Genomic DNA, 19,521 nt, shown 5'->3' with positions numbered 1-19,521 from the left:
AACCACAGACCCCATCAGGCCTTGGCAGGGCAAACTCCCAAGGCCTTCGCCGCTACCAAGACCACCGCGATCCAATCAGCGAATTAGTGAACATCGACAGCAATGACGCCTCTACCGCTCCCTCGGATCCAGCGCGTCGCGCAAACCATCGCCGACCAGGTTGAACGACAGCACCACGAGGAAGATCGCCAAGCCCGGCCAGACCGCCATCCACGGCGCATTCGTCAGAAAGCGCTGCGCGGCGTTGAGCATGCTGCCCCAGGATGGCGCGGGCGGCTGCTGGCCGAGGCCGAGGAATGACAGCGCTGCTTCGGCGATGATCGCAGCCGCGATCGACAGCGTCGCCTGCACCAAGAGCGCCGGCATGATGTTCGGCAGGATGTGAAACAGCGCGATGCGCCAGCGCGGATTGCCCATGGCGCGCGCGGCCTCGACGTAATCCTCGACCTTGACGCTCATCACCTGGCCGCGGGTCAGCCGCACGAAGATCGGCGTCGCCGAGATGCCGATCGCGATCATCGCATTGCCGAGGCTGGGGCCTAAGAATGCGGCCAGCGCAATCGCCAGGATTAGGAACGGGCAGGCCAGCATCGCATCCGTGATGCGGCTGATCAGGGCATCGATGAAGCCGCCGCGATAGCCCGACAACAGGCCGAGCGGCACGCCGATCGACAGCGCGATCCCGACCGAGATGGCGCCGGCCAGAAGCGAGGCACGCGCGCCGTAGATCACCCGGGCGAGAATGTCGCGGCCGAGCTCGTCGGTGCCGAACCAGTGCAGCGCGGACGGCGGCTTGCGCACCAGCGACCAGCTTGTGGCGATCGGTTCATAAGGCGATATCAGCGGCGCAAACACCGCGAGCAACACGAATGTGCCAATCACGATAAGGCCGGCGATCGCGCCCTTGCGCTTGAACAGCCGGCGCAGCGCACGGCGAGCCGGGCTCTCCAGCTCGTCGGCGACGGCAATCGGTAACGCATTGAGCGTCGTGTCGGCCATGGCTTAGGCCCTCAGCCGCGGGTTGACAAGAACATAGGCGATGTCGGCAATGAGATTGAGGGTAATGTAGATCGTCGCCGTCGTCAGCACGACGCCTTGCACGACCGCGTAGTCGCGGTTGAATACCGCATCGACGATCAGCTTGCCGAAACCGGGAATCGAGAAGATCTGCTCGGTCAGCACCGCGCCCGACAACAGCGTGCCCAGCTCGAGCGCGCCGAGCGTGATCACCGGCGTCAGCGCGTTGCGCATGGCATGCTTGAGAATGACCGAGCGCTCGAGAAGCCCCTTGGCGCGGGCGGTGCGGACGTAATCGCTTTCCAGCACCTGCAGCATGGCGCTGCGGGTATGTCGCATCAGGATCGCGGCGATCGCATTGCCAAGCACGAAGGCCGGCATGATGGTGGAGGCGATACTGGCGCGCCAGTTCTCGGTCAGCGGCACATAGCCCGATGCCGGCAGCCAGCCGAGCTGGATCGAAAACAGGAAGATCAGCATGATGCCGAGCCAGAAATTCGGCGTCGAGATGCTCCACAGCGCAAAGAAATTGGCGCCATAGTCCCAGGCCGTACCTTTCTTTACCGCTGAAACTATGCCGGCGGGGATTCCGATCAGAAAGGCGATGACGATGGCCATCGACGCAAGCTGCATCGTGACCGGCAGCTTTTGGGCGATCAGTTCGCGCACCGGCACCTTGTTGCGCAAGGACTCGCCGAAATCGCCCGACAGCACGCCCTTGACCCAGTAGACATATTGCACCGGCACCGGCTGATCGAGCCGGTACTGCTCGCGAATCTGCGCGATCACATCAGGATCGCGTTCCTCGCCCGCCATCACCAGCGCCGGATCGCCCGGCAGCAATTGCTGCAGCGAAAAGATCAGGATCGAGACGAAGAACAGCGTGGGGATGAGCTGGACGACGCGGCGCGCGAGGAAGTTCAGCATGATGCTATCGGTGTCCTGGGCGCAGCGCAGCGTGAAACGCTGCGCTGCAGAACCGGGACCCACGCGGGAGGGGCGGTAGGTCCCGGCTCAGCGTTGCACCGCTTCGCGCTGCAACGCGTCCGGGACACGAGACGACGCGCGCCATGCTCACTTCAGCTTCAATCCAACCACGCGCACCAGCCCGTCCGGCATCTGCTTGTAGCCTTCGAGCTTTGTCGTATGCGCGATCAGGATACGGCGGTGATAGATGTAGAGCAGCGGCTTCTCCTCCAGCACGATCTTGGCCAGTTTTTCATAGATCGCCTTGCGCTGCGCCTGATCGGTGACGAGGCGGCCCTCGTCAAGTAGCTTGTCGGCCTCCTTGTTGGACCAGCCACTGTAGTTCTGCGGTGCGTCGGTCTTCTGGAAAACGTAGGAATTGCCGTCCGGGTCGATCCGGCCGCTCCAGGCCAGCATGAAGGCCTGATACTCACCGGCTTCGGCCTGTTTCAGCGAGGTCGCAAATTCCGTGACCCTGAGCTTCATGTCGAACCCGGATTCAGAGGCCATCGACTGCACGACCTGAGCAACCGCTTCGGTCTCGGCGCCCTTCGGTACCATGAAATCGACGCTGACCGGCGGCGTGACGCCGGCTTCCTTCAACAGCGCCTTGGCTTTGGCGACGTCGCGACCACGAAGCGGAAAAGCTTTCTGATAGTAGGGATGATCCGGATTAATCCACTGATTGCCAGGTTTGAATTCGCCGTTGAACACCACCTGGTTGATGGCTTCGCGATCGAGCGAGAGATCGAGCGCCTGGCGAACCTTGGCGGACTGGCTGAGCGGTCCCTTGGCCTTGTCCTTGCCGATGTTGAGCGTAATGCCCTGATAGCCGAGCTCGATTGCGGTCGAAAGTTTTAGCCGTGAATCGGTCCGCACATCCTTGATGTCAGTGGCAAGCACGCGCTCGATCAGGTCGAGCCCGCCGGATTTCAGATTAGCGAGGCGAACCGTGGCGTCGACGATCGGCAGGAACACGATGCGGTCGATGAACACATTGTCCTTGTTCCAGTAGTCGGCGAACTTCTCGAACACCATACGGTCCTGTTGAACGCGCTCGACGAATTTGTACGGCCCGGCGCAGACCGGACGAAGTCCGAATTTGTCACCGGCCTCCTTGGCGGCCTTCGGCGAGACCATCATGCCGGCGCGGTCGGTAAGCTGCGCGATCAGCGGTGAGAACGGCGCCTTCAGTCCAAGCTTGATGGTAAGGGGATCAACCACCTCGACACGATCGACGCTCGCCAGCTCCGGCTTGCGAAACGAGCCCTGCATGGTGAGGTGACGCTCAATCGAATATTTGGCGGCTTCGGCGTCCAGCGGCTCGCCATCGTGAAACTTGACGCCGGGCCGGAGCTTGATGGTGACTTCCTTGCCGTCGGCCGAAGTTTCGTGGCTCAGCGCGAGCTGCGGCACGATGTCGAGCTTCTCGTCGATGTCGAACAGCTTGTCGCAGAACGATGCGAATACGATGCGGCCGACATAGGTGCGGGCCATGGTCGGGTCGAGGATATCGGGGTCCTCGGCAAGCCCGATCCGCAGCGTGGTCTGGGCCTGAACGGCCGACGGAAGCGACAGCAGCAGCGCCGCTGCGGTGACTGCCAAACGAAAGATTTTCATTGCTGCCATCCCCTTATCCACGATTACACCGCACTTGGCCGTGTCCTTGGTACATCAACCCCGACGCGGCCTGCACCTTCCGTGCCACCGCTGAAGGCGGCGACCAATTTTTCCAGCACCGGCGAAAATCCGCCATCGGCGGGAACGATGGCCCCCGGCGACGGCAATTCGGCCGTGCGGTGACACGCCGTCGCGTGTCCCGTGCCGTCGGCGAGCAGGAGCGGAATTTCGGTGCGGCAGCGCTCGATGACGTAAGGGCAGCGGGTATGAAATCGGCAGCCGGAAGGCGGATTGAGCGCGCTCGGCATCTCGCCTTCCAGCACGATGCGGCCGCGCCGGGCCTGCGGCTTGGGCACGGGAATCGCCGACAGTAGCGCGCGGCTATAGGGATGCCGGGGCGCGGCGAACAGCGCTTCGGCGTCTGCAGTCTCGACAATGCCGCCGAGATTCATCACGGCGACGCGGTCGGCGATGTGCTTCACGACCGCCAGATCATGTGAGACGAAGATGTAGGCGAGGCCGAGCCGCTGTTGCAGGTCGCGCAGCAGGTTGAGGATTTGCGAGCGGATCGAAACGTCGAGCGCGGAGACCGGCTCGTCGCAGATGATCAGTTTTGGCTGCACAGCGAGCGCCCGCGCAATCGCGATGCGTTGGCGCTGGCCGCCTGAAAATTCGTGCGGGTAGCGGCGGGCAAAGCGCGGCTCGAGCCCGACCAGCCGCAATAGCTCTTCGACCCGTTCGCGGCGGCGCGGGGCTGGCGCCAGATCGTGCAGCGCCAGCGGCTCGGTCAGGATCTGGCTCACCGTCATGCGCGGATTGAGCGATCCATAAGGGTCCTGGAAAATGATCTGCGCATTGCGGCGGAATGCGCGCAATTGATTGGTGTCGAGTGCGCCGAGATCACGGCCTTCGAAACGAACTGTGCCCGCATCCGGCTCAATCAACCGCAGCACCAGCCGGCTGACGGTGGATTTGCCGCAGCCGGATTCGCCGACCAGCGCCAGCGTCTTGCCGGCCTCGACGGTGAAGCTGACGCCATCGACTGCCTTGACGTAAGCCGTTGGCCGGCCAAACACCGACCGCGCGGCGACGAAATGTTTCACCAGGCCTTCCACTTCGAGAAGGACGGTCATCGCGGAAACTCCCCGTGTCCCGGGCGCAGCGCAGCGCCTCTTGGCGGTGCGCTGCAGAACCGGGACCCATTGTGGGTGAGGCTGGCGATGGGCCCCGGTTCTGCAGTGCACCGCTGCGCTGTGCTTGCGCTGCACTGCGCCCGGGGTACAAGCGTCGAGACCGGCGTGATCATGACACCAGCAGCTCCAGCGGCGCGCGGATGCAGCGCGAGGCATGGCCCGCGCTCACCATCGCAAGCGGCGGCGGTGTGGCGATGCAGGCGTCGAGCGCGAACGGACAGCGCGCGGCGAAGCGGCAGCCGGGTGGCGGGTTCGTCATGTTCGGCACCATGCCCTCGATCGTCGCCAGATGCGCCGTGCGGCGGCCGAGCCGCGGGATCGAGCCGAGCAGGCCGACGGTGTAAGGATGTTGCGGGCTGGCAAAGAGCTCGTCGACTGGTGCGCGCTCGACGATTTCGCCGGCATACATCACCGCGACCTCATCGCAGACCTCGGCCACCACGCCGAGATCGTGGGTGATCAAGATGATCGCGGCACCGCTCGCGGCCTTCAGCTCGCGCATCAGATCGAGGATTTGCGCCTGCAGGGTGACGTCGAGCGCGGTGGTCGGCTCGTCGGCGATCAGGAGGCGCGGGTCGCAGGCCAGCGCCATCGCGATCATCACGCGCTGGCGCATGCCGCCGGACAGCTTGTGCGGATATTCGTCGACACGTTTCTCAGGCGAGGGGATATGCACCCGCCGCAACAGCTCGATCGCGCGCTCGCGCGCCTGCCGCCGCAACCCGCCGCGGTGGCGCAGGATGGTCTCGATGATCTGGTCGCCGATGGTGAAGCTCGGATTGAGCGAAGTCATCGGCTCCTGAAAGATCATCGCGAGCCGGTTGCCGCGCAGATCGCGCAGCGTATCATCGGGAATGTCGAGGAGATCAAAACCGTCGAAACGGATCGAACCCGACACCTCAGCGGAGCGCTTTGGCAGCAATCCCATGACGGCGAGCGAGGTCACGCTCTTGCCGCAGCCGGATTCGCCGACGAGACCAAGCGTCGCGCCATTGGCGACGCTGAGATCGACACCGTCCACCGCGTGCGTGGTGCGCCCATCATCGCCGTGGAAGACCACGCGCAGGCCCTCGATTTCGATCAGCGGGTTTGCCGTCATGCCTTGCCCGCCGCCTCGATGCGGGCATCAATGATCGTGCGGTCGGTGATCCCCGCCGGATTTTTGCGCGTTGGCAGGAAGGGACGGAAATGCACCCAGCGTTCGCGGCTCACTTGTTCGAGACGTTCAAGTTCGGCCAATGGATCGGTATGGTCGTCGACACGCAGGTCGAGATCGGACCATTCTTCCTCGCCATGGATCAACAGCGCCGCCGATTGCTTGCCGCGCTTGTCGCCGCCGGCCGCTTCGCCGGCCTTCATCGCTACGATCAGCCGTTGCGCAAAGGGCAGGCTGGCATTGCCGACAAAGGCCTTCGCCGTGTCGTCGAGCACGGCGGCGCCCGTCAGCATGTTGCCGGCGAGGGAGAAGCCGTCACCCTGGATATGCCCACACCAGTCGATGCATTCGCGGCCGGTATGCGCTGCGATGCGGCCCTTGATATCCATGACATGCAGTTGGCGGGCCTCGCGTCCATCGTCGGCAACGAGCAGAATGTCCACCACCTCGCGGGGGCTGCGGCCTTCGCGCAACAGCTTCACACCATCAATGCCGTAGTAGGGATTGACCAGCGCCTGCGTCGCGATGCCGCCGACCCCCGGCGCGATATGCGGCACGCGCGCGCCGACGGCGAAAAACCGGGTCGCGACGGCGATGCCGATCTGACCGGTTGAGGAATCACAGGCAATGATCGACCAGGTCATCTCAAGTCGCCTCTACCGGCCCGCCGCGTAGCCCTGCATGCCCCTGGGATTGGCGGCAGCCCGACGGCGGCGACCGACCTTGGATGCTGCGGTGAGGCGGCCTTCCGACCATTCGGGTCCGATCTCGACGACATGGCCGCGGCTCTTCAACGTGTCGACGGTCGCTTTCGGCACACGGCTTTCGAGCACGAGCACACCGGGCCGCGCGGTGCGCGGCCAGAACGAGATCGGGAAATGTTCGGAGTGCCACGCCGGCGCGTCGATCGCTTCCTGCAGGTTCAGCTTGGCGTGGACATGTCGCAGGAAGAACTGCGTGGTCCATTGATCCTGCTGGTCGCCACCGGGCGAGCCCCAGGCCATGTAAGGCTCGCCGTCGCGCAGCGCCATGGTGGGCGAGAGGGTGGTGCGCGGGCGCTTGCCGGGCGCAAGTGCTGCCGGGTGATCTTCCTCCAGCCAGAACATCTGCGCGCGGCTGCCGAGGCAGAAGCCGAGTTCGGGAATGACCGGCGAGGATTGCAGCCAGCCGCCGGACGGCGTGGCCGAGACCATGTTGCCGGCCTGGTCGATGATGTCGAAATGCACGGTGTCGCCGCGCACCTCGCCGAACCGGCCGACCGTCGGCTCGCCCGCGCCCATGGCACCGACCGCCTCGCGATGGCCTTCGGCGCGGCGCAGCTTGACGACCGAGCCAAAGCCTTCGACCGAGCCGGGGATGAAATCGAGCGAGGCCTTGTCCCTCGAGATCAGCTTGCGGCGTTCGTCGTTATAGGCGTCCGACAAGAGCGTCGCGATCGGGATGTCGGTGAATTTCGGGTCGCCATAAAACTTCTCGCGATCGGCGAAGGCGAGTTTTGCGCATTCGATCTGTAGATGGATGAAGTCAGGCCCGGCCGGGTCGAGTCCATCGAGCTCAAAGCCCTTTAGCAGCGCGAGCTGCTGTAGCATCACCGGTCCCTGGCTCCAGACGCCGGGCTTGCAGACGGTGTAGCGGCCATAGTCGTAGGTGAGCGGCGCCTCGACGGTCGGCTGCCAGCGCGCCATGTCGTCGGCGGAAAGCACTCCGCGATGCGGTGAGCCGCTGACGTCCATCACGTCCTGCGTGCGGCAGAACTTGTCGATCGCTTCCGCCACGAAACCCTGCGACCAGGACTTTCGCGCGCGCTCGATCTGTGCGACGCGATCACCGCCCGCGCTCTCCGCCTCTTTAAGGATACGGGCGTAGGTTTCGGAGAGCTGCATGTTGGTGAACAGCGTGCCCGGTCTCGGTACTTCGTTGTTCGGCAGGTAGACCGCCGCCGAGGTCGCCCAGTGCTTCCTGAACAACTGCTCGACGACCTGGATGGTTGCGGAAGCACGCTCGACCAGCGGATAGCCGTCGCGGGCGTAGGCGATCGCCGGCTCCAGCACATCGCGCAGCCGCATCGTGCCGTAATCGCGCAAGAGCAGCATCCAGGATTCGAACGTGCCGGGCACGCAGGCGGCGAGCAGCCCGGTGCCGGGCACCATCTCCAGGCCTTCGCTCTTGTAGTGCGCAATTGTTGCTTTCGCAGGCGCCGGACCCTGGCCGCAGATCACCTCGGTGCGGCCGCGCCTGGTGTCGTGCACGATGATCGGCACGTCGCCGCCGGGGCCGTTCAGGTGCGGCTCCACCACCTGCAACGTGAAGGCGGTGGCAACGCCGGCATCGAATGCGTTGCCGCCTTTTTCCAGAATGCTCATCCCGACGGCGGTCGCGATCCAGTGGGTCGAGGTCACGACGCCAAAGGTGCCTTCGATCTCCGGCCTTGTGGTGAACGGATCGGGATTGATGTTGCTCATGGGAATCCAATGCCGTGGTATCGCGGTGCTGAAACACTTGACCACAGGCGAGGCTGGATGCCAACCGCTGGGATGCCACGCAATGCACCCATCTCCGTGATCATACCAAGGCGGTGGCCTCAACCGGATGGTTGACAGCATGGCAGGCAACACCGTCGATCAAAGCGGGCGCCTGCCGCCGGCACAGATCGAACGCGAGCGGGCAGCGCGGGTTGAAGGCGCAGCCGGGCGGCGGATCGATCGGATTTGGGATCTCGCCCTTGACCGGAATACGTTGCCGGCCGGACATCGCGAGATCAGGAACCGCGCCGAGCAGCATTTTGGTGTAGGGCATCCGCGGATTGGCGAACAATTCGCGGCCTTCGGCGATTTCAACAATACGACCGAGATACATCACGCCGATGCGCGTCGCCATGTGGCGGACCACGGCGAGGTTATGGCTGATGAGGAGATAGGTCAGGCCGAATTTGTCCTGCAGGTCGCGCATCAGATTGAGGATCTGCGCCTGCACGGAGACATCGAGCGCCGAGGTCGGCTCGTCGCAAACAATGAATTCGGCATCTGACGCCAGCGCGCGCGCAATCGCGATGCGCTGGCGCTGGCCGCCGGAGAATTCATGCGGATATTTTAGCCCGTCATCGGGATGAAGGCCCACGAGATTCAACAATTCGCCGACGCGCAGGCGGATATGGCGCTCGCCCTGGATCAAGTCGAAGGCGCGGATCGGCTCGGAGACGATGGCGTCGACCCGGAAGCGGGGATTGAGGCTCGCGTAGGGGTCCTGAAAGATCATCTGGATCCGTCGGCGCAGCCGCTGCCGTGCCTGTGCCTGCCTGGGATTCGTCATTGACACGCCGTCGATGATGACTTCGCCCGAAGTCGGCGGCAGCAACCCCACCACCATCCGCGCCACCGTCGTCTTGCCCGAGCCGGATTCCCCGACGAGAGCAAAAGTCTCGCCCTTTCTGATGTCGAACGTTACGCCGTCGACCGCCTTTAGGAATTCCAGATGGCCGCCTTCCAGTACCCGGTTGAGCCACGGCTTCGAGACGTCGAACACGCGGCGCAAATTCCTCACATCGACAAAGGGCGGGCTCATGCCGCGGTCTCCTTCGCCGCTTCGTGGGGCGCGGTATCGAAGAGATGGCAGGCTACGGCGTGCGAGCCGTGCTTGAGCGGCTCCGGCCGATCGACGCGGCAACGGTCGAATGCAAAGGCGCAGCGCGGATTGAACGAGCAGCCCGGCGGGATCGCCGACAGCCGTGGCATCGAGCCCGGTATCTGCACCAACCGCTTGCCTTCGCCCGCCAGCGTCGGGATCGCGCCCATCAGGCCCTTGGCGTAGGGGTGCAGCGGGTTCTGCACGACATCCTGTACCGGGCCGATTTCGGCGATCCGGCCCGAATACATCACCGCGACCCGGTCGGAGGTCTCGGCGATCACCCCCATGTCGTGGGTGACCAGCATCACCGCCGTGCCGTGGTCGCGCCCGAGCCGTTTGATCAGCGAGATGATCTGCGCCTGCACGGAAACGTCGAGCGCGGTGGTCGGCTCGTCGGCGATGATCAGTTCCGGCTCGGCGCAGATCGCCAGCGCAATTACGACGCGCTGGCGCATGCCGCCGGAGAATTCGTGCGGATAGGCGTCGATGCGTTTGTCCGGCGCGGGGATGCCGACCTCGGCCAAGAGATCGATGGCACGCTTGCGTGCCGCCGTCTCCGAAAGATTCAGGTGGGTTCGGATCGTCTCGACGATCTGGTCGCCGATCCGGTAGAGCGGATTGAGGCTCGTCAGCGGATCCTGGAAGATCATCCCGATCCGTTTGCCCCGGATACGGCGGATTTCTTCCGGCGGCAGGTGATCGATCCGCGTCCCCGACAAATAGATCTCGCCGCCGGCGATGCGGCCCGGCGGATCGATCAGCCCGATCACGGCTAGTCCCGTGACTGACTTGCCGGCGCCGGATTCGCCGACCACGCCAAGCACTTCGCCCTTGGCGATGTCGAAGGACACGCCGTTGATGGCGCGCAGCGTGCTGCGGCGGGTGAGGAATTCCACCTCGAGGTTACGCACGGAGAGGACGGGAACAGTCATCGGAGTTTTGGATTGAGCGCGTCGCGCAGCCAGTCGCCGAGCAGGTTGATGGAGAGAATCAATCCGGCCAGCGCAAGGCCGGGGAAGGCGACGATCCACCATTCGCCGGCGAACAGATAGTTGTTGCCGATCCGGATCAAGGTGCCGAGCGACGGCATGGTGTCGGGCATGCCGGCGCCCAGGAACGACAGGGTCGCCTCAGTGATGATGGCGAGCGCGAGATTGATGGTCGCAATCACCAGGATCGGGCCCATGGTGTTGGGCAGCACGTGGCGCAGCATGATCTTGGGAGCGGGCAGGCCGATCAGTTGCGCGGCCGCGACGTAATCCTTGTTCTTCTCGACCATGACCGAGCCGCGTACGGTACGGGCGTATTGCACCCAGAAACTGAGACCGATCGCGACCACCAGCACCGCCAGCGTGCTCATGGCATCGAGCCGGTTGCCGAACACGGATTTGGCGACGCCGTTGACCAGAAGCGCGATCAGGATCGCCGGGAAGGTGAGCTGCACGTCGGCGATGCGCATGATCAGCCCGTCGACCGCGCCACCGACATAGCCTGCAATGAGGCCAAGCGTGATGCCGAGCGTGCCGGCGAAGATAACGCCGAGCACGCCGACGACGAGCGAAATCCGCAAGCCATAGAGGATGGCAGAAAACACGTCGCGGCCCTGTTCATCGGTGCCGAGCAGGAACGGGCTTTGACCCTCGGCGGTCCACAGCGGCGAGATGCGCGAATTCATCAATTGCAGTTGCGCCGGATCGAACGGGTTTTGCACGGCGAGTTGCGATGCAAAGATCGCCAGCAGGAAGAACAGGACCGTTACCGCCGCCGCCACCATCGTCATTCGGGAGCGGCGGAACGAGTAAAAGATATCGCTGTCGAGCACGCGCTTCAGCCAGCTCGCGTTCGAGCGCGCCCGCTGCGGGCTCGACTCTATTCGGTGTGGTACTACGGCGTCAGACATATCAGTCTCGCTTATGCCGGACGGCGGATGGTCGAGCGCAGGCGCGGATCGACGACGGTGTAGAGGATATCGACCACCAAGTTGATGGTAACGAAAATCAGCGACACCATCAGCAGGTAGGCGGCCATGATTGGAATATCGACATTTTGCACGGCCTGCACGAACAACAGTCCCATACCCGGCCACTGGAAGACGGTTTCGGTGATGATGGCAAATGCAATAACCGAGCCAAACTGCAGCCCGGCGACGGTGATGACGGGAACCAGCGTGTTCTTCAGCGCGTGGCCGAAGTGGATCGCGCGCGTGGTGAGGCCGCGGGCGCGAGCGAAGCGGATGTAGTCGGTACGGAGCACTTCGAGCATTTCAGCGCGCACCAGCCGCATGATCAGGGTCATCTGGAACAGGCCCAGCGTAATCGATGGCATGATCAGCGCCTTCAGGCCGGAAAGAGTGAGCAGTCCGGTGGTCCACCATCCGATCCGCACCACGTCGCCGCGGCCGAATGAAGGCAGCCAGCCTAGCGTCACCGAGAACAGATAGATCAGGAGAATGCCGATCAGGAACGTCGGCAGCGAGATTCCGATCAGTGAAACCGCCTGGAAGAATTTTGTGAGAATCGTGTCGCGCCGCAGCGCCGAATAGACGCCCATCAGGATGCCGAACACCATGGCAAGGACGGTGGCGCAGGCGGCGAGTTCCAGCGTCGCCGGCATCCGCTCCATCAACAGGTTCGAAACCGGCTGCCGGAACTGGTAGGACACCCCGAATTTGAACTGCGCGGCATTGGCGAAATAGCGTGCGAACTGCACCGGCACGGGATCGTCGAGGCCGAGCGACTTGCGGACCGCCTCGCGTTCGGCGGCTGGCGTGTCCAATGAGACGATCTGGTTGACGGGATCGCCGGCGAAACGGAACATCGAGAACGCGATCACGCCGACTGCGATCATGACGCCGATGGCCTGGATAGCGCGGCGAAGTGTGAAAGCGAGCATGTATTCCTTTCGCTGCTCTCTTGGTGCGGCGGCACACGTCGCTGTCGCCTGGAAACGAAAAGTCCCGGAAGCCGCTAAGCCGCCGGGACCTGTGTCGAGCCCGACTAGTCCTGTTTGGTCGCCCAGTAGAGCAGGACCTGATTGTCGGCGCGCTGGCTCAGTTTCACTTTCTTTGACACACCCCATGCCAGCGCCTGCTGGTGCAGCGGGATATATGCGAAATCCTTCTGAGCGATCTCGTACGCTTGCTTGATCAGGAGATCGCGCTTGGTCATGTCGGATTCCTGCAGCACCTTGTCGGTGAGGGCGTCGAGGTTCTTGTTGCAGTAGCCGCCGAGATTGGCTTCGCCGCGCGCCGATTTCGGGTCGTCGCGGCAACCCATGATGTCGAACAGGACGTTATGGGAGTCGAGCGTGCCGGGTGTCCAGCCGAGCAGATAGAACGAGGTCTGGTAGCCGCCGGGCTTCAACACCTTGGCGAAATACTGCGCCTTGGGCTGCGCCAGCAGCGTCACCTTGACGCCGATGCGGGCCAGCATGCCGACGACCGCCTGACAGATCCCGGCGTCGTTGACATAGCGGTCGTTCGGGCAATCCATCGTGACTTCGAATCCATCGGGATAGCCGGCTTCGGCCAGAAGCTTCTTGGCGCCGTCGGGATCGAATTTCGGCCGCGTGAAGTCGCCGGACAGTTTGAACAGTTGCGGTGCGATCATCAGCGCCGAGGGCGTCGACAGGCCGCGCATGACGCGGGTCTTGATCAACTCGATATCGACAGCCTTGAAGAAGGCCTCGCGCACCTTGACGTCCTTGAACGGGTTCTTGCCCTTGACGTTGGAGTAGAGCAGTTCGTCGCGGACCTGATCCATGCCAAGGAAGATGGTGCGGAGTTCCGGTCCCTTCAGCACCTGGGCGTTCGGGCTGGAATCGACGCGCGTGATGTCCTGGATCGGAACCGGCTCGATAACGTCGACTTCGCCCGAGAGCAGTGCGGCCACGCGGGTGGCGTCCGAGCCGATCGGCGTAAAGACGATTTCCTTGAGATTATGTTCGGGCTTGCGCCACCAGTTCGGATTGGCCTTGAACACGGTCTTGACGCCGGGCTGATGGCTTTCGATCGTGAAGGGTCCGGTGCCGTTGGCGTTGAGCGAGGCGAAGCTCGGTGTGGTTGCCGCCGCGGGTGTCGGGTCGACGGAATTGTTCGCCTCGGCCCATTTCTTGCTCATGATGTACCAGGTATCCCATTGCGAATTGAGAATGGGATTGGGCGAGGTCAGGATGAAATCGACGGTGTAGTCGTCGACCTTGACGACCTTGGCATCGGAGGGAATGCGTGTCTGCAGGTTCGAGCCCTTCTTTCGGACGCGATCCGCCGAAAAAACGACGTCGTCGGCGGTGAAGGGATCGCCGTTGTGGAATTTCACGCCCTTGCGCAAATGGAACCGCCAGCGGGTCGGCTCTGGCGTTTCCCATTTCTCCGCCAGAGCGGGGATGACCTTCAGATCCTTGTCGCGGGCGGTGAGACCTTCAAAGATGTGAGCGAGATGGGCGTGGGTGGTGCTCTCGTTCAGCGTGTACGGGTCCAGCGACTTGAGGTCGCCCTGGTTGGCGTAGCGCAGGGTCTGGGCCGATGCCGGCGCCATTGCCACGGCAAGGATGGAAGCCGTGACCGCTGCAAGCAAAGTCTGACGTACCGACATTTGTTCGATTTCCCCACTTTGATCAGCAATTTCCGCCGGATATTGCCGAGCCATGTTGCCAGAGTCCAGCCACTGCGCAAGCTTCATTATCCCGCAGTGCGTGCCGGTTTGCGCGGCGGTGCGGCAATGACTAGTCTCACCTTAAGACGTCTGCGCAAGCACGTTACATTGAACTTTCGGAGTGCCGGATGACGGAACTGAAGGCCGACGTTCTCGTCCTGGGTGCGGGCGTGGTCGGCGTTAGCGCCGCTTTGCACCTGCAGAAGCGCGGCCGGAACGTGGTTCTGATCGACCGCCATGATACAGCCGGCGAGGAAACCAGTTACGGCAATGGCGGGCTGATCGAATGCGCTTCGGTCTTTCCCTATATGTTTCCGCGGGACGTGGGTCAGATCCTGCGCTACGCGTTTCTTCGCGCGCCGCAGGTGCGTTACCATTTCAGGGATTTGCCGGTCATCCTGCCGTGGCTGACCCGGTATTTCCTCGCCTCGTCGCCGGAGCGTGCACTGCACAGTGCAATGGCCGAATTGCCGCTGATCCAGCGCAGCCTGATCGAGCATGAGGCACTGATTGCGGAAGCCAATGTACCCGAGCTGTTGCGGCGGACCGGTTGGATCAAGCTGTTTCGCTCCGAGGCGACGCTTGCGAACGCGGTGAAGGATCTCGAGCGCGCCAAGCAGCATGGCGTGGCAGGAGAAGTGCTGGATGAGGCCGCGATATCAGCGCGGGAGCCGCATCTGACCGGCGATTTCGCTGGCGCAATCCATTTTCCCGCGCCGGGATTCGTGCCCGATCCCGGTGGGCTGGCCAAGGCCTATGCGGCGCTGTTCGGCCGCAAGGGCGGGCGCTATCTGGTCGGCGATGCCCGAACGCTCGAACAGTCGAGCGGACGCTGGCAGGTGGCGACGCTGGAAGGCACGATTACGGCGCGCGACGTGGTGGTGGCGATGGGCCCCTGGTCGGACCAGATCCTCGCCCCGCTCGGTTATTCGATCCCGCTTCAGGTCAAGCGTGGTTACCATTTGCACCTCAAGCCGCGCGGCAATGCGGTCTTGAATCATCCCGTGCTGGACACTGACCTCGGTTATCTCCTGGCGCCGATGAACCGCGGCATTCGGCTCACGACCGGTGCCGAGTTTGCCCACCGCGATGCACCACCAACACCGATACAGGTCGAGCGGGCCCTGCCGAGGGCGCACAGACTGTTCCCGCTCGGCGATCCGGTCGACACCAAGCCCTGGATGGGTGCGCGGCCCTGCCTGCCGGATATGCTGCCGGTGATCGGCAAGGCGCCCCGTCATGGTGGGCTATGGTTCGATTTCGGCCACCAGCACCACGGCCTGACGCTCGGACCCGCGACCGGCCGCCTGCTGGCCGAAATGATGACCGGCGAGACCCCGTTTGCCGATGTCAGACCGTTCGCCATCGAACGCTTTGGTTGACCATATCGGGAATTGAGGGGCGGGGGCCGGGTCTTGTCCTTGCGTGACTCGGGCCATCGTGGCGATACTGCAGGGAGCCAGCAAGAGGAGCGGTCATGAAAGTTAACGTGGAAATCGATTGCACGCCGCTGGAGGCCAGGCAGTTCTTCGGATTGCCCGACGTCTCGCCGATGCAGACCGCCGTGATGGACAAGATGCAGCAGCAGGTGATGGCCAACATCGAAAAGGTCTCGCCGGAGTCGCTGATCCAGAGCTGGTTCACGTTCGATCCCAAGATCGCCGAGCGATTCCAGGATATGTTCGTGACCATGGCCGGGCTCGGCGGCATGGCCAAGAAGGACAAGTGAGATTGGCCATCGCGGACGGCGGCGCAGCAACGGACGAGCAGCGGCTTCGGCCGCCAAGCCTGTTTCTGATGCTGGCCGAGACGCGAGCGCTGTTCGAATTCAACTCGAGCCTCTTGCTGTCGCCGCTATTGTTGCGCGCCCCGAGGGGCGACGGGCATCCGGTGCTCGCGCTGCCGGGTTTTCTCGCCAGCGATCTATCGATGGCGCCGATGCGGCGCTATCTGAAAGAACTCGGCTACGACACCTATGCCTGGGACCTGGGGCGCAATTTCGGCGGCGTCGCTTCCAAGCGCGGGGCAGTGCAAGGTCTCCTGAGGCGTATCCATGAAGCTACCGGCCGAAAGGTCAGCCTCATTGGGTGGAGTCTCGGTGGCGTCTATGCGCGCGATCTCGCACTGCAAATGCCGGACATGGTGCGCTCGGTGATCACGCTCGGCAGCCCGTTTGCCAACGACATCCGCGCGACCAACGCCACGCGGCTCTATGAGGCGCTGTCGGGGGAAACCGTGGATGACCATCCGGAAATTCGCTTGGCCATTGCCGGTGACTTGCCGGTGCCGGCGACCTCGATCTATTCCCGCACGGACGGCATCGTGAATTGGCACACCTGCCTGTTGCGTCCCTCCGCAACCGCCGAAAACATCGAGGTCCACCTTGCCAGCCATATCGGGCTCGGCGTGAATCCCGCAGCATTGTGGGCCGTAGCCGACCGCCTGGCGCAGGCGGAAGGCGAGTTTAAGCATTTTGACCGATCAGGACCATTTGCCATTGCCTATGGGCCCCCCGAAAATGCACAATCCTGAATCCACGCCCTGAGCTAAGGGCATCATCGCGAAAGATCCCGCCCTGCAATTGATGCAGGATGGCTGTCGGTTTTCGGATATGCTCCAATAACAAAGACATTCCAGACGCCAGAAGCGCCGCCAAGGCGCCGCGTTTTCTACTGCGGGAGGAAAGTATGGCGGACGCCAAGAAGCTGTCTTCGCTGGACGCGTCGTTTCTGTATCTGGAAACACCGGAAATGCCGATGCATGTCGGCAGCATGGCGATCTTCCGCCTGCCCGAAGGCTACAAGGGCGACTTCTTCGAAGAGTTCAAGGCGATGATCGCCTCGCGGCTGCACGTCGCGCCGATCCTGAAAGCCCGCCTGGAGAAGGCGCCGCTCGACATCGATCATCCGTCCTGGGTCGAGGACGACCAGTTCGATATCGACCGCCACATCTTCCGCGCCAGCCTGCCCGAGCCGCGCGACCGCGCGACGCTGGAGCGTATCGTTGGTTGGATGCATGCCAAATTGCTCAACCGCGCCCGCCCGCTCTGGGAGTTCTATGTCTTCGAGGGCATGAAGGACAACGAGATCGGGCTCTATTCCAAGATGCACCACGCCTGCATCGACGGCGGCGCCGGCGCCGCGCTCACCAGCATGATCTATGACATCACGCCGGTGCCGCGTCAGGTCGATCCGCCGACGGCGCGTAAGGTGGCGCCGGAGCCGCGCGACATCGCCGCCAACCTGATCGATTCCTACCAGCAGCTCTGGACGCAGCCGTTCGACCCGAAGGCTGCGCCAAAGAGCCTCGAACTGCCGCGCTCGGGAAAAAGCGATCTCGGCTCGATCCTGTTCGACAACGCCATGTTCCAGATCGAGAGCGCGGTGAAGTTCGCCAGCAGCATTCCGACCATGCTCAAGAGCGTATCCGACGTGGTCGGCAAGGTTTCGGATCCGAAGTCGCGCGACAGCCTGGCCAGCATGGCCTCGCCGCCGACCATCCTCAACAAGACGATTTCGTCGGAACGCAGCTTTGCCGGCACCTCGATCTCACTGTCGCGGGTCAAGGCCGTAGCGAAGGCATCCGGCGGCAAGCTCAACGACGTCGTGCTGGCACTGTCCTCCGGCGTGGTGCGCCGCTACCTGATCAGCCAGGGCGCGCTGCCCAGCAAATCCCTGACCGCAGCGGTGCCGATCTCGCTGCGCGAAGAAGGCAACGCAGATGCCAACAACCAGGTGTTCGGCATGATCTGCGCGATCGCCACCAATGTCGACGGTCCCAAGACGCGGCTGGAAACCATCATCGCGCAATCCACCAAATCGAAGGAGATGTCGCATCCGCTGCGCGCGCTGATGCCGCAAGTCTCAAACCTCTCGATGCTGGGCGCGCCGATCGTGACCCAGATCCTTGCGTTGCTCTACAGCCGCTCCAATCTCTCCGACGTGCTGCCGCCGGCTGCCAACATCACCGTATCAAACGTGCCCGGACCGCGGCAGACGCTGTATGCCGCCGGCGCCGAGCTGCTGCACATCTTCCCGGTGTCGATCTCGACGCATGGCATCGCGCTCAACATCACCGTGCAGAGCTACCGCGACCAGCTCGATTTCGGATTCATCGCCGGCGCCAACATCATTCCCCATGTCCAGGTTCTCTGCGACATGCTTCCGGTCGAATTTGAAGCGCTGGAGGCGGCGTTCGCGCCGCCGCCGAGCATGACCAGCGCCGCTGAATAGGAGCCCTGCCATGATTGAAATGCCGCCGCTGCAATTCGCCGAGGTGAACGGTATTCGCATGGGCTACTACGAGGCGGGGCCGAAGTCCGACAAGCCGCCCGTCGTCCTCTGCCATGGCTGGCCGGAGCTTGCGTTCTCCTGGCGTCACCAGATCAAGGCGCTGAGCGAGGCCGGGATTCGGGTGATTGCGCCGGACCAGCGCGGCTATGGCGCGACCGACCGGCCCGAGGCGGTCGAGGATTACGACATGGAGCACCTGACCGGCGATCTCGTCGGTCTGCTCGATCATCTCCAGATCGACAAGGCGATCTTCGTCGGCCACGACTGGGGCGGCTTCGTCGTCTGGCAGATGCCGCTGCGTCATCTCGATCGCGTCGCCGGCGTGGTCGGCGTCAACACCCCGCATTGGGATCGCATGCCGGCCGATCCGATCGAGCTGTTTCGGCAGCGCTTCGGCGACAAGATGTATATTGTGCAATTCCAGGACCCTGGCCGCGAGCCTGACAGGATTTTCGGAAGCCGGGTCGAGCAGACCTTTGACGCATTCATGCGCAAGCCGGTGGCGCGGCCCGCGGGTACGCCGGAGGAGCAGCCGATTGCAGGTATCGGGGCGTCAGCGCGAGTCAATCTGGCGTTTCCACAGATGATCGCGAATTACGACGCCCAGCACGATCCGCGCACGCCGATTCTGTCGCCGGAGGAAAAGCAGGTATTCGTCGATACCTTCACCAAGACCGGCTTCACCGGCGGCATCAACTGGTACCGCAACTTTTCCCGCAACTGGCAGCGCTCGGAAGGGCTCGACCACACGGTGCGCGTGCCGTCGCTGATGATCATGGCCGAGAACGACGCGGTGCTGCCGCCGTCGGCCACCGAGGGCATGGAGAAGCTGGTGCCGGACCTCGAGAAGTATCTCGTGCGCGACAGCGGCCATTGGACACAGCAGGAAAAGCCGGACGAAGTCAGCAGCAAGCTGATCGAGTGGCGTAGGAAGAGATTTGGGTAGGTCCGCATAACAGGCCGTCATTGCGAGGAGCGAAGCGACGAAGCAATCCATTCTC

17 protein-coding genes are annotated in these 19,521 nt (G+C 63.3%); 5 read left to right on the top strand and 12 right to left on the bottom strand.

The annotated features are described in order from the left end of the window. Positions 1-111: 111 nt before the first annotated feature. The 12 genes from IVA95_RS22730 to IVA95_RS22675 all read right to left on the bottom strand — a co-directional run bounded on the left by IVA95_RS22730 (position 112) and on the right by IVA95_RS22675 (position 14,168). The gene (locus tag IVA95_RS22730) at positions 112-999 is read right to left on the bottom strand and encodes an ABC transporter permease (RefSeq protein WP_247512517.1); all 888 of its coding nucleotides are present in this window, start codon (positions 997-999) and stop codon (positions 112-114) included. Positions 1,000-1,002: 3 nt separating this feature from the next. Next, the gene (locus IVA95_RS22725; protein ID WP_247512516.1) at positions 1,003-1,944 is read right to left on the bottom strand and encodes an ABC transporter permease; all 942 of its coding nucleotides are present in this window, start codon (positions 1,942-1,944) and stop codon (positions 1,003-1,005) included. Between the two features lie 147 nt (positions 1,945-2,091). Next, positions 2,092-3,603: an ABC transporter substrate-binding protein gene (locus IVA95_RS22720; protein WP_247512515.1), complete on the bottom strand. Its 1,512-nt coding sequence runs from the start codon at positions 3,601-3,603 to the stop codon at positions 2,092-2,094. Between the two features lie 23 nt (positions 3,604-3,626). After that, positions 3,627-4,736 carry a dipeptide ABC transporter ATP-binding protein gene (locus IVA95_RS22715; RefSeq protein WP_247512514.1) on the bottom strand — a complete coding sequence of 370 codons (1,110 nt, stop codon included), beginning with the start codon at positions 4,734-4,736 and terminating at the stop codon, positions 3,627-3,629. A gap of 169 nt (positions 4,737-4,905) precedes the next feature. After that, positions 4,906-5,895 (bottom strand): ABC transporter ATP-binding protein, encoded by a 990-nt coding sequence (locus IVA95_RS22710; RefSeq protein ID WP_247512513.1) that lies wholly within the window; start codon positions 5,893-5,895, stop codon positions 4,906-4,908. Beyond that, a complete protein-coding gene (locus tag IVA95_RS22705) occupies positions 5,892-6,596 on the bottom strand; it encodes a DUF1028 domain-containing protein (RefSeq protein ID WP_247512512.1) in 705 nt (234 codons plus the stop codon). The genes IVA95_RS22710 and IVA95_RS22705 overlap by 4 nt, the downstream gene beginning before the upstream one ends. A 12-nt stretch (positions 6,597-6,608) precedes the next feature. After that, on the bottom strand, positions 6,609-8,414 hold the full coding sequence (locus tag IVA95_RS22700; RefSeq protein WP_247512511.1) for a gamma-glutamyltransferase family protein: 1,806 nt from the start codon (positions 8,412-8,414) through the stop codon (positions 6,609-6,611). Between the two features lie 100 nt (positions 8,415-8,514). Beyond that, on the bottom strand, positions 8,515-9,513 hold the full coding sequence (locus IVA95_RS22695; RefSeq protein WP_247512510.1) for an ABC transporter ATP-binding protein: 999 nt from the start codon (positions 9,511-9,513) through the stop codon (positions 8,515-8,517). Continuing rightward, positions 9,510-10,508 (bottom strand): ABC transporter ATP-binding protein, encoded by a 999-nt coding sequence (locus IVA95_RS22690; protein ID WP_247512509.1) that lies wholly within the window; start codon positions 10,506-10,508, stop codon positions 9,510-9,512. Before IVA95_RS22690 ends, IVA95_RS22695 begins: the two co-directional genes overlap by 4 nt. Continuing rightward, the gene (locus tag IVA95_RS22685) at positions 10,505-11,476 is read right to left on the bottom strand and encodes an ABC transporter permease (protein WP_247512508.1); all 972 of its coding nucleotides are present in this window, start codon (positions 11,474-11,476) and stop codon (positions 10,505-10,507) included. The genes IVA95_RS22690 and IVA95_RS22685 overlap by 4 nt, the downstream gene beginning before the upstream one ends. An 11-nt stretch (positions 11,477-11,487) precedes the next feature. Next, positions 11,488-12,468, bottom strand: coding sequence for an ABC transporter permease (locus IVA95_RS22680; RefSeq protein WP_057844461.1), 981 nt, complete (start codon positions 12,466-12,468; stop codon positions 11,488-11,490). A gap of 104 nt (positions 12,469-12,572) precedes the next feature. Continuing rightward, positions 12,573-14,168, bottom strand: coding sequence for an ABC transporter substrate-binding protein (locus tag IVA95_RS22675; protein WP_247512507.1), 1,596 nt, complete (start codon positions 14,166-14,168; stop codon positions 12,573-12,575). 188 nt (positions 14,169-14,356) lie between these two features. On the opposite strand from IVA95_RS22675, the gene IVA95_RS22670 reads away from it, so the two are divergent. The 5 genes from IVA95_RS22670 to IVA95_RS22650 all read left to right on the top strand — a co-directional run bounded on the left by IVA95_RS22670 (position 14,357) and on the right by IVA95_RS22650 (position 19,466). Then, the gene (locus IVA95_RS22670) at positions 14,357-15,610 is read left to right on the top strand and encodes an FAD-dependent oxidoreductase (protein ID WP_247512506.1); all 1,254 of its coding nucleotides are present in this window, start codon (positions 14,357-14,359) and stop codon (positions 15,608-15,610) included. A 95-nt stretch (positions 15,611-15,705) separates the two neighbouring features. Beyond that, the gene (locus tag IVA95_RS22665) at positions 15,706-15,957 is read left to right on the top strand and encodes a DUF6489 family protein (RefSeq protein ID WP_065744106.1); all 252 of its coding nucleotides are present in this window, start codon (positions 15,706-15,708) and stop codon (positions 15,955-15,957) included. Between the two features lie 68 nt (positions 15,958-16,025). Beyond that, positions 16,026-16,760: an alpha/beta hydrolase gene (locus IVA95_RS22660; RefSeq protein WP_247512519.1), complete on the top strand. Its 735-nt coding sequence runs from the start codon at positions 16,026-16,028 to the stop codon at positions 16,758-16,760. Between the two features lie 155 nt (positions 16,761-16,915). Beyond that, positions 16,916-18,460: a wax ester/triacylglycerol synthase family O-acyltransferase gene (locus tag IVA95_RS22655; RefSeq protein ID WP_247512505.1), complete on the top strand. Its 1,545-nt coding sequence runs from the start codon at positions 16,916-16,918 to the stop codon at positions 18,458-18,460. A gap of 10 nt (positions 18,461-18,470) precedes the next feature. Then, positions 18,471-19,466, top strand: a complete 996-nt coding sequence (locus IVA95_RS22650) for an alpha/beta hydrolase (RefSeq protein ID WP_247512504.1) — start codon at positions 18,471-18,473, stop codon at positions 19,464-19,466. Positions 19,467-19,521 lie beyond the last annotated feature (55 nt).

The organism is Bradyrhizobium sp. 157 (assembly GCF_023073815.1).
GTDB lineage: Bacteria > Pseudomonadota > Alphaproteobacteria > Rhizobiales > Xanthobacteraceae > Bradyrhizobium.
Note: the sequence above shows the minus strand (reverse complement) of the source record. Positions and strands in the feature narration are given on the sequence as shown.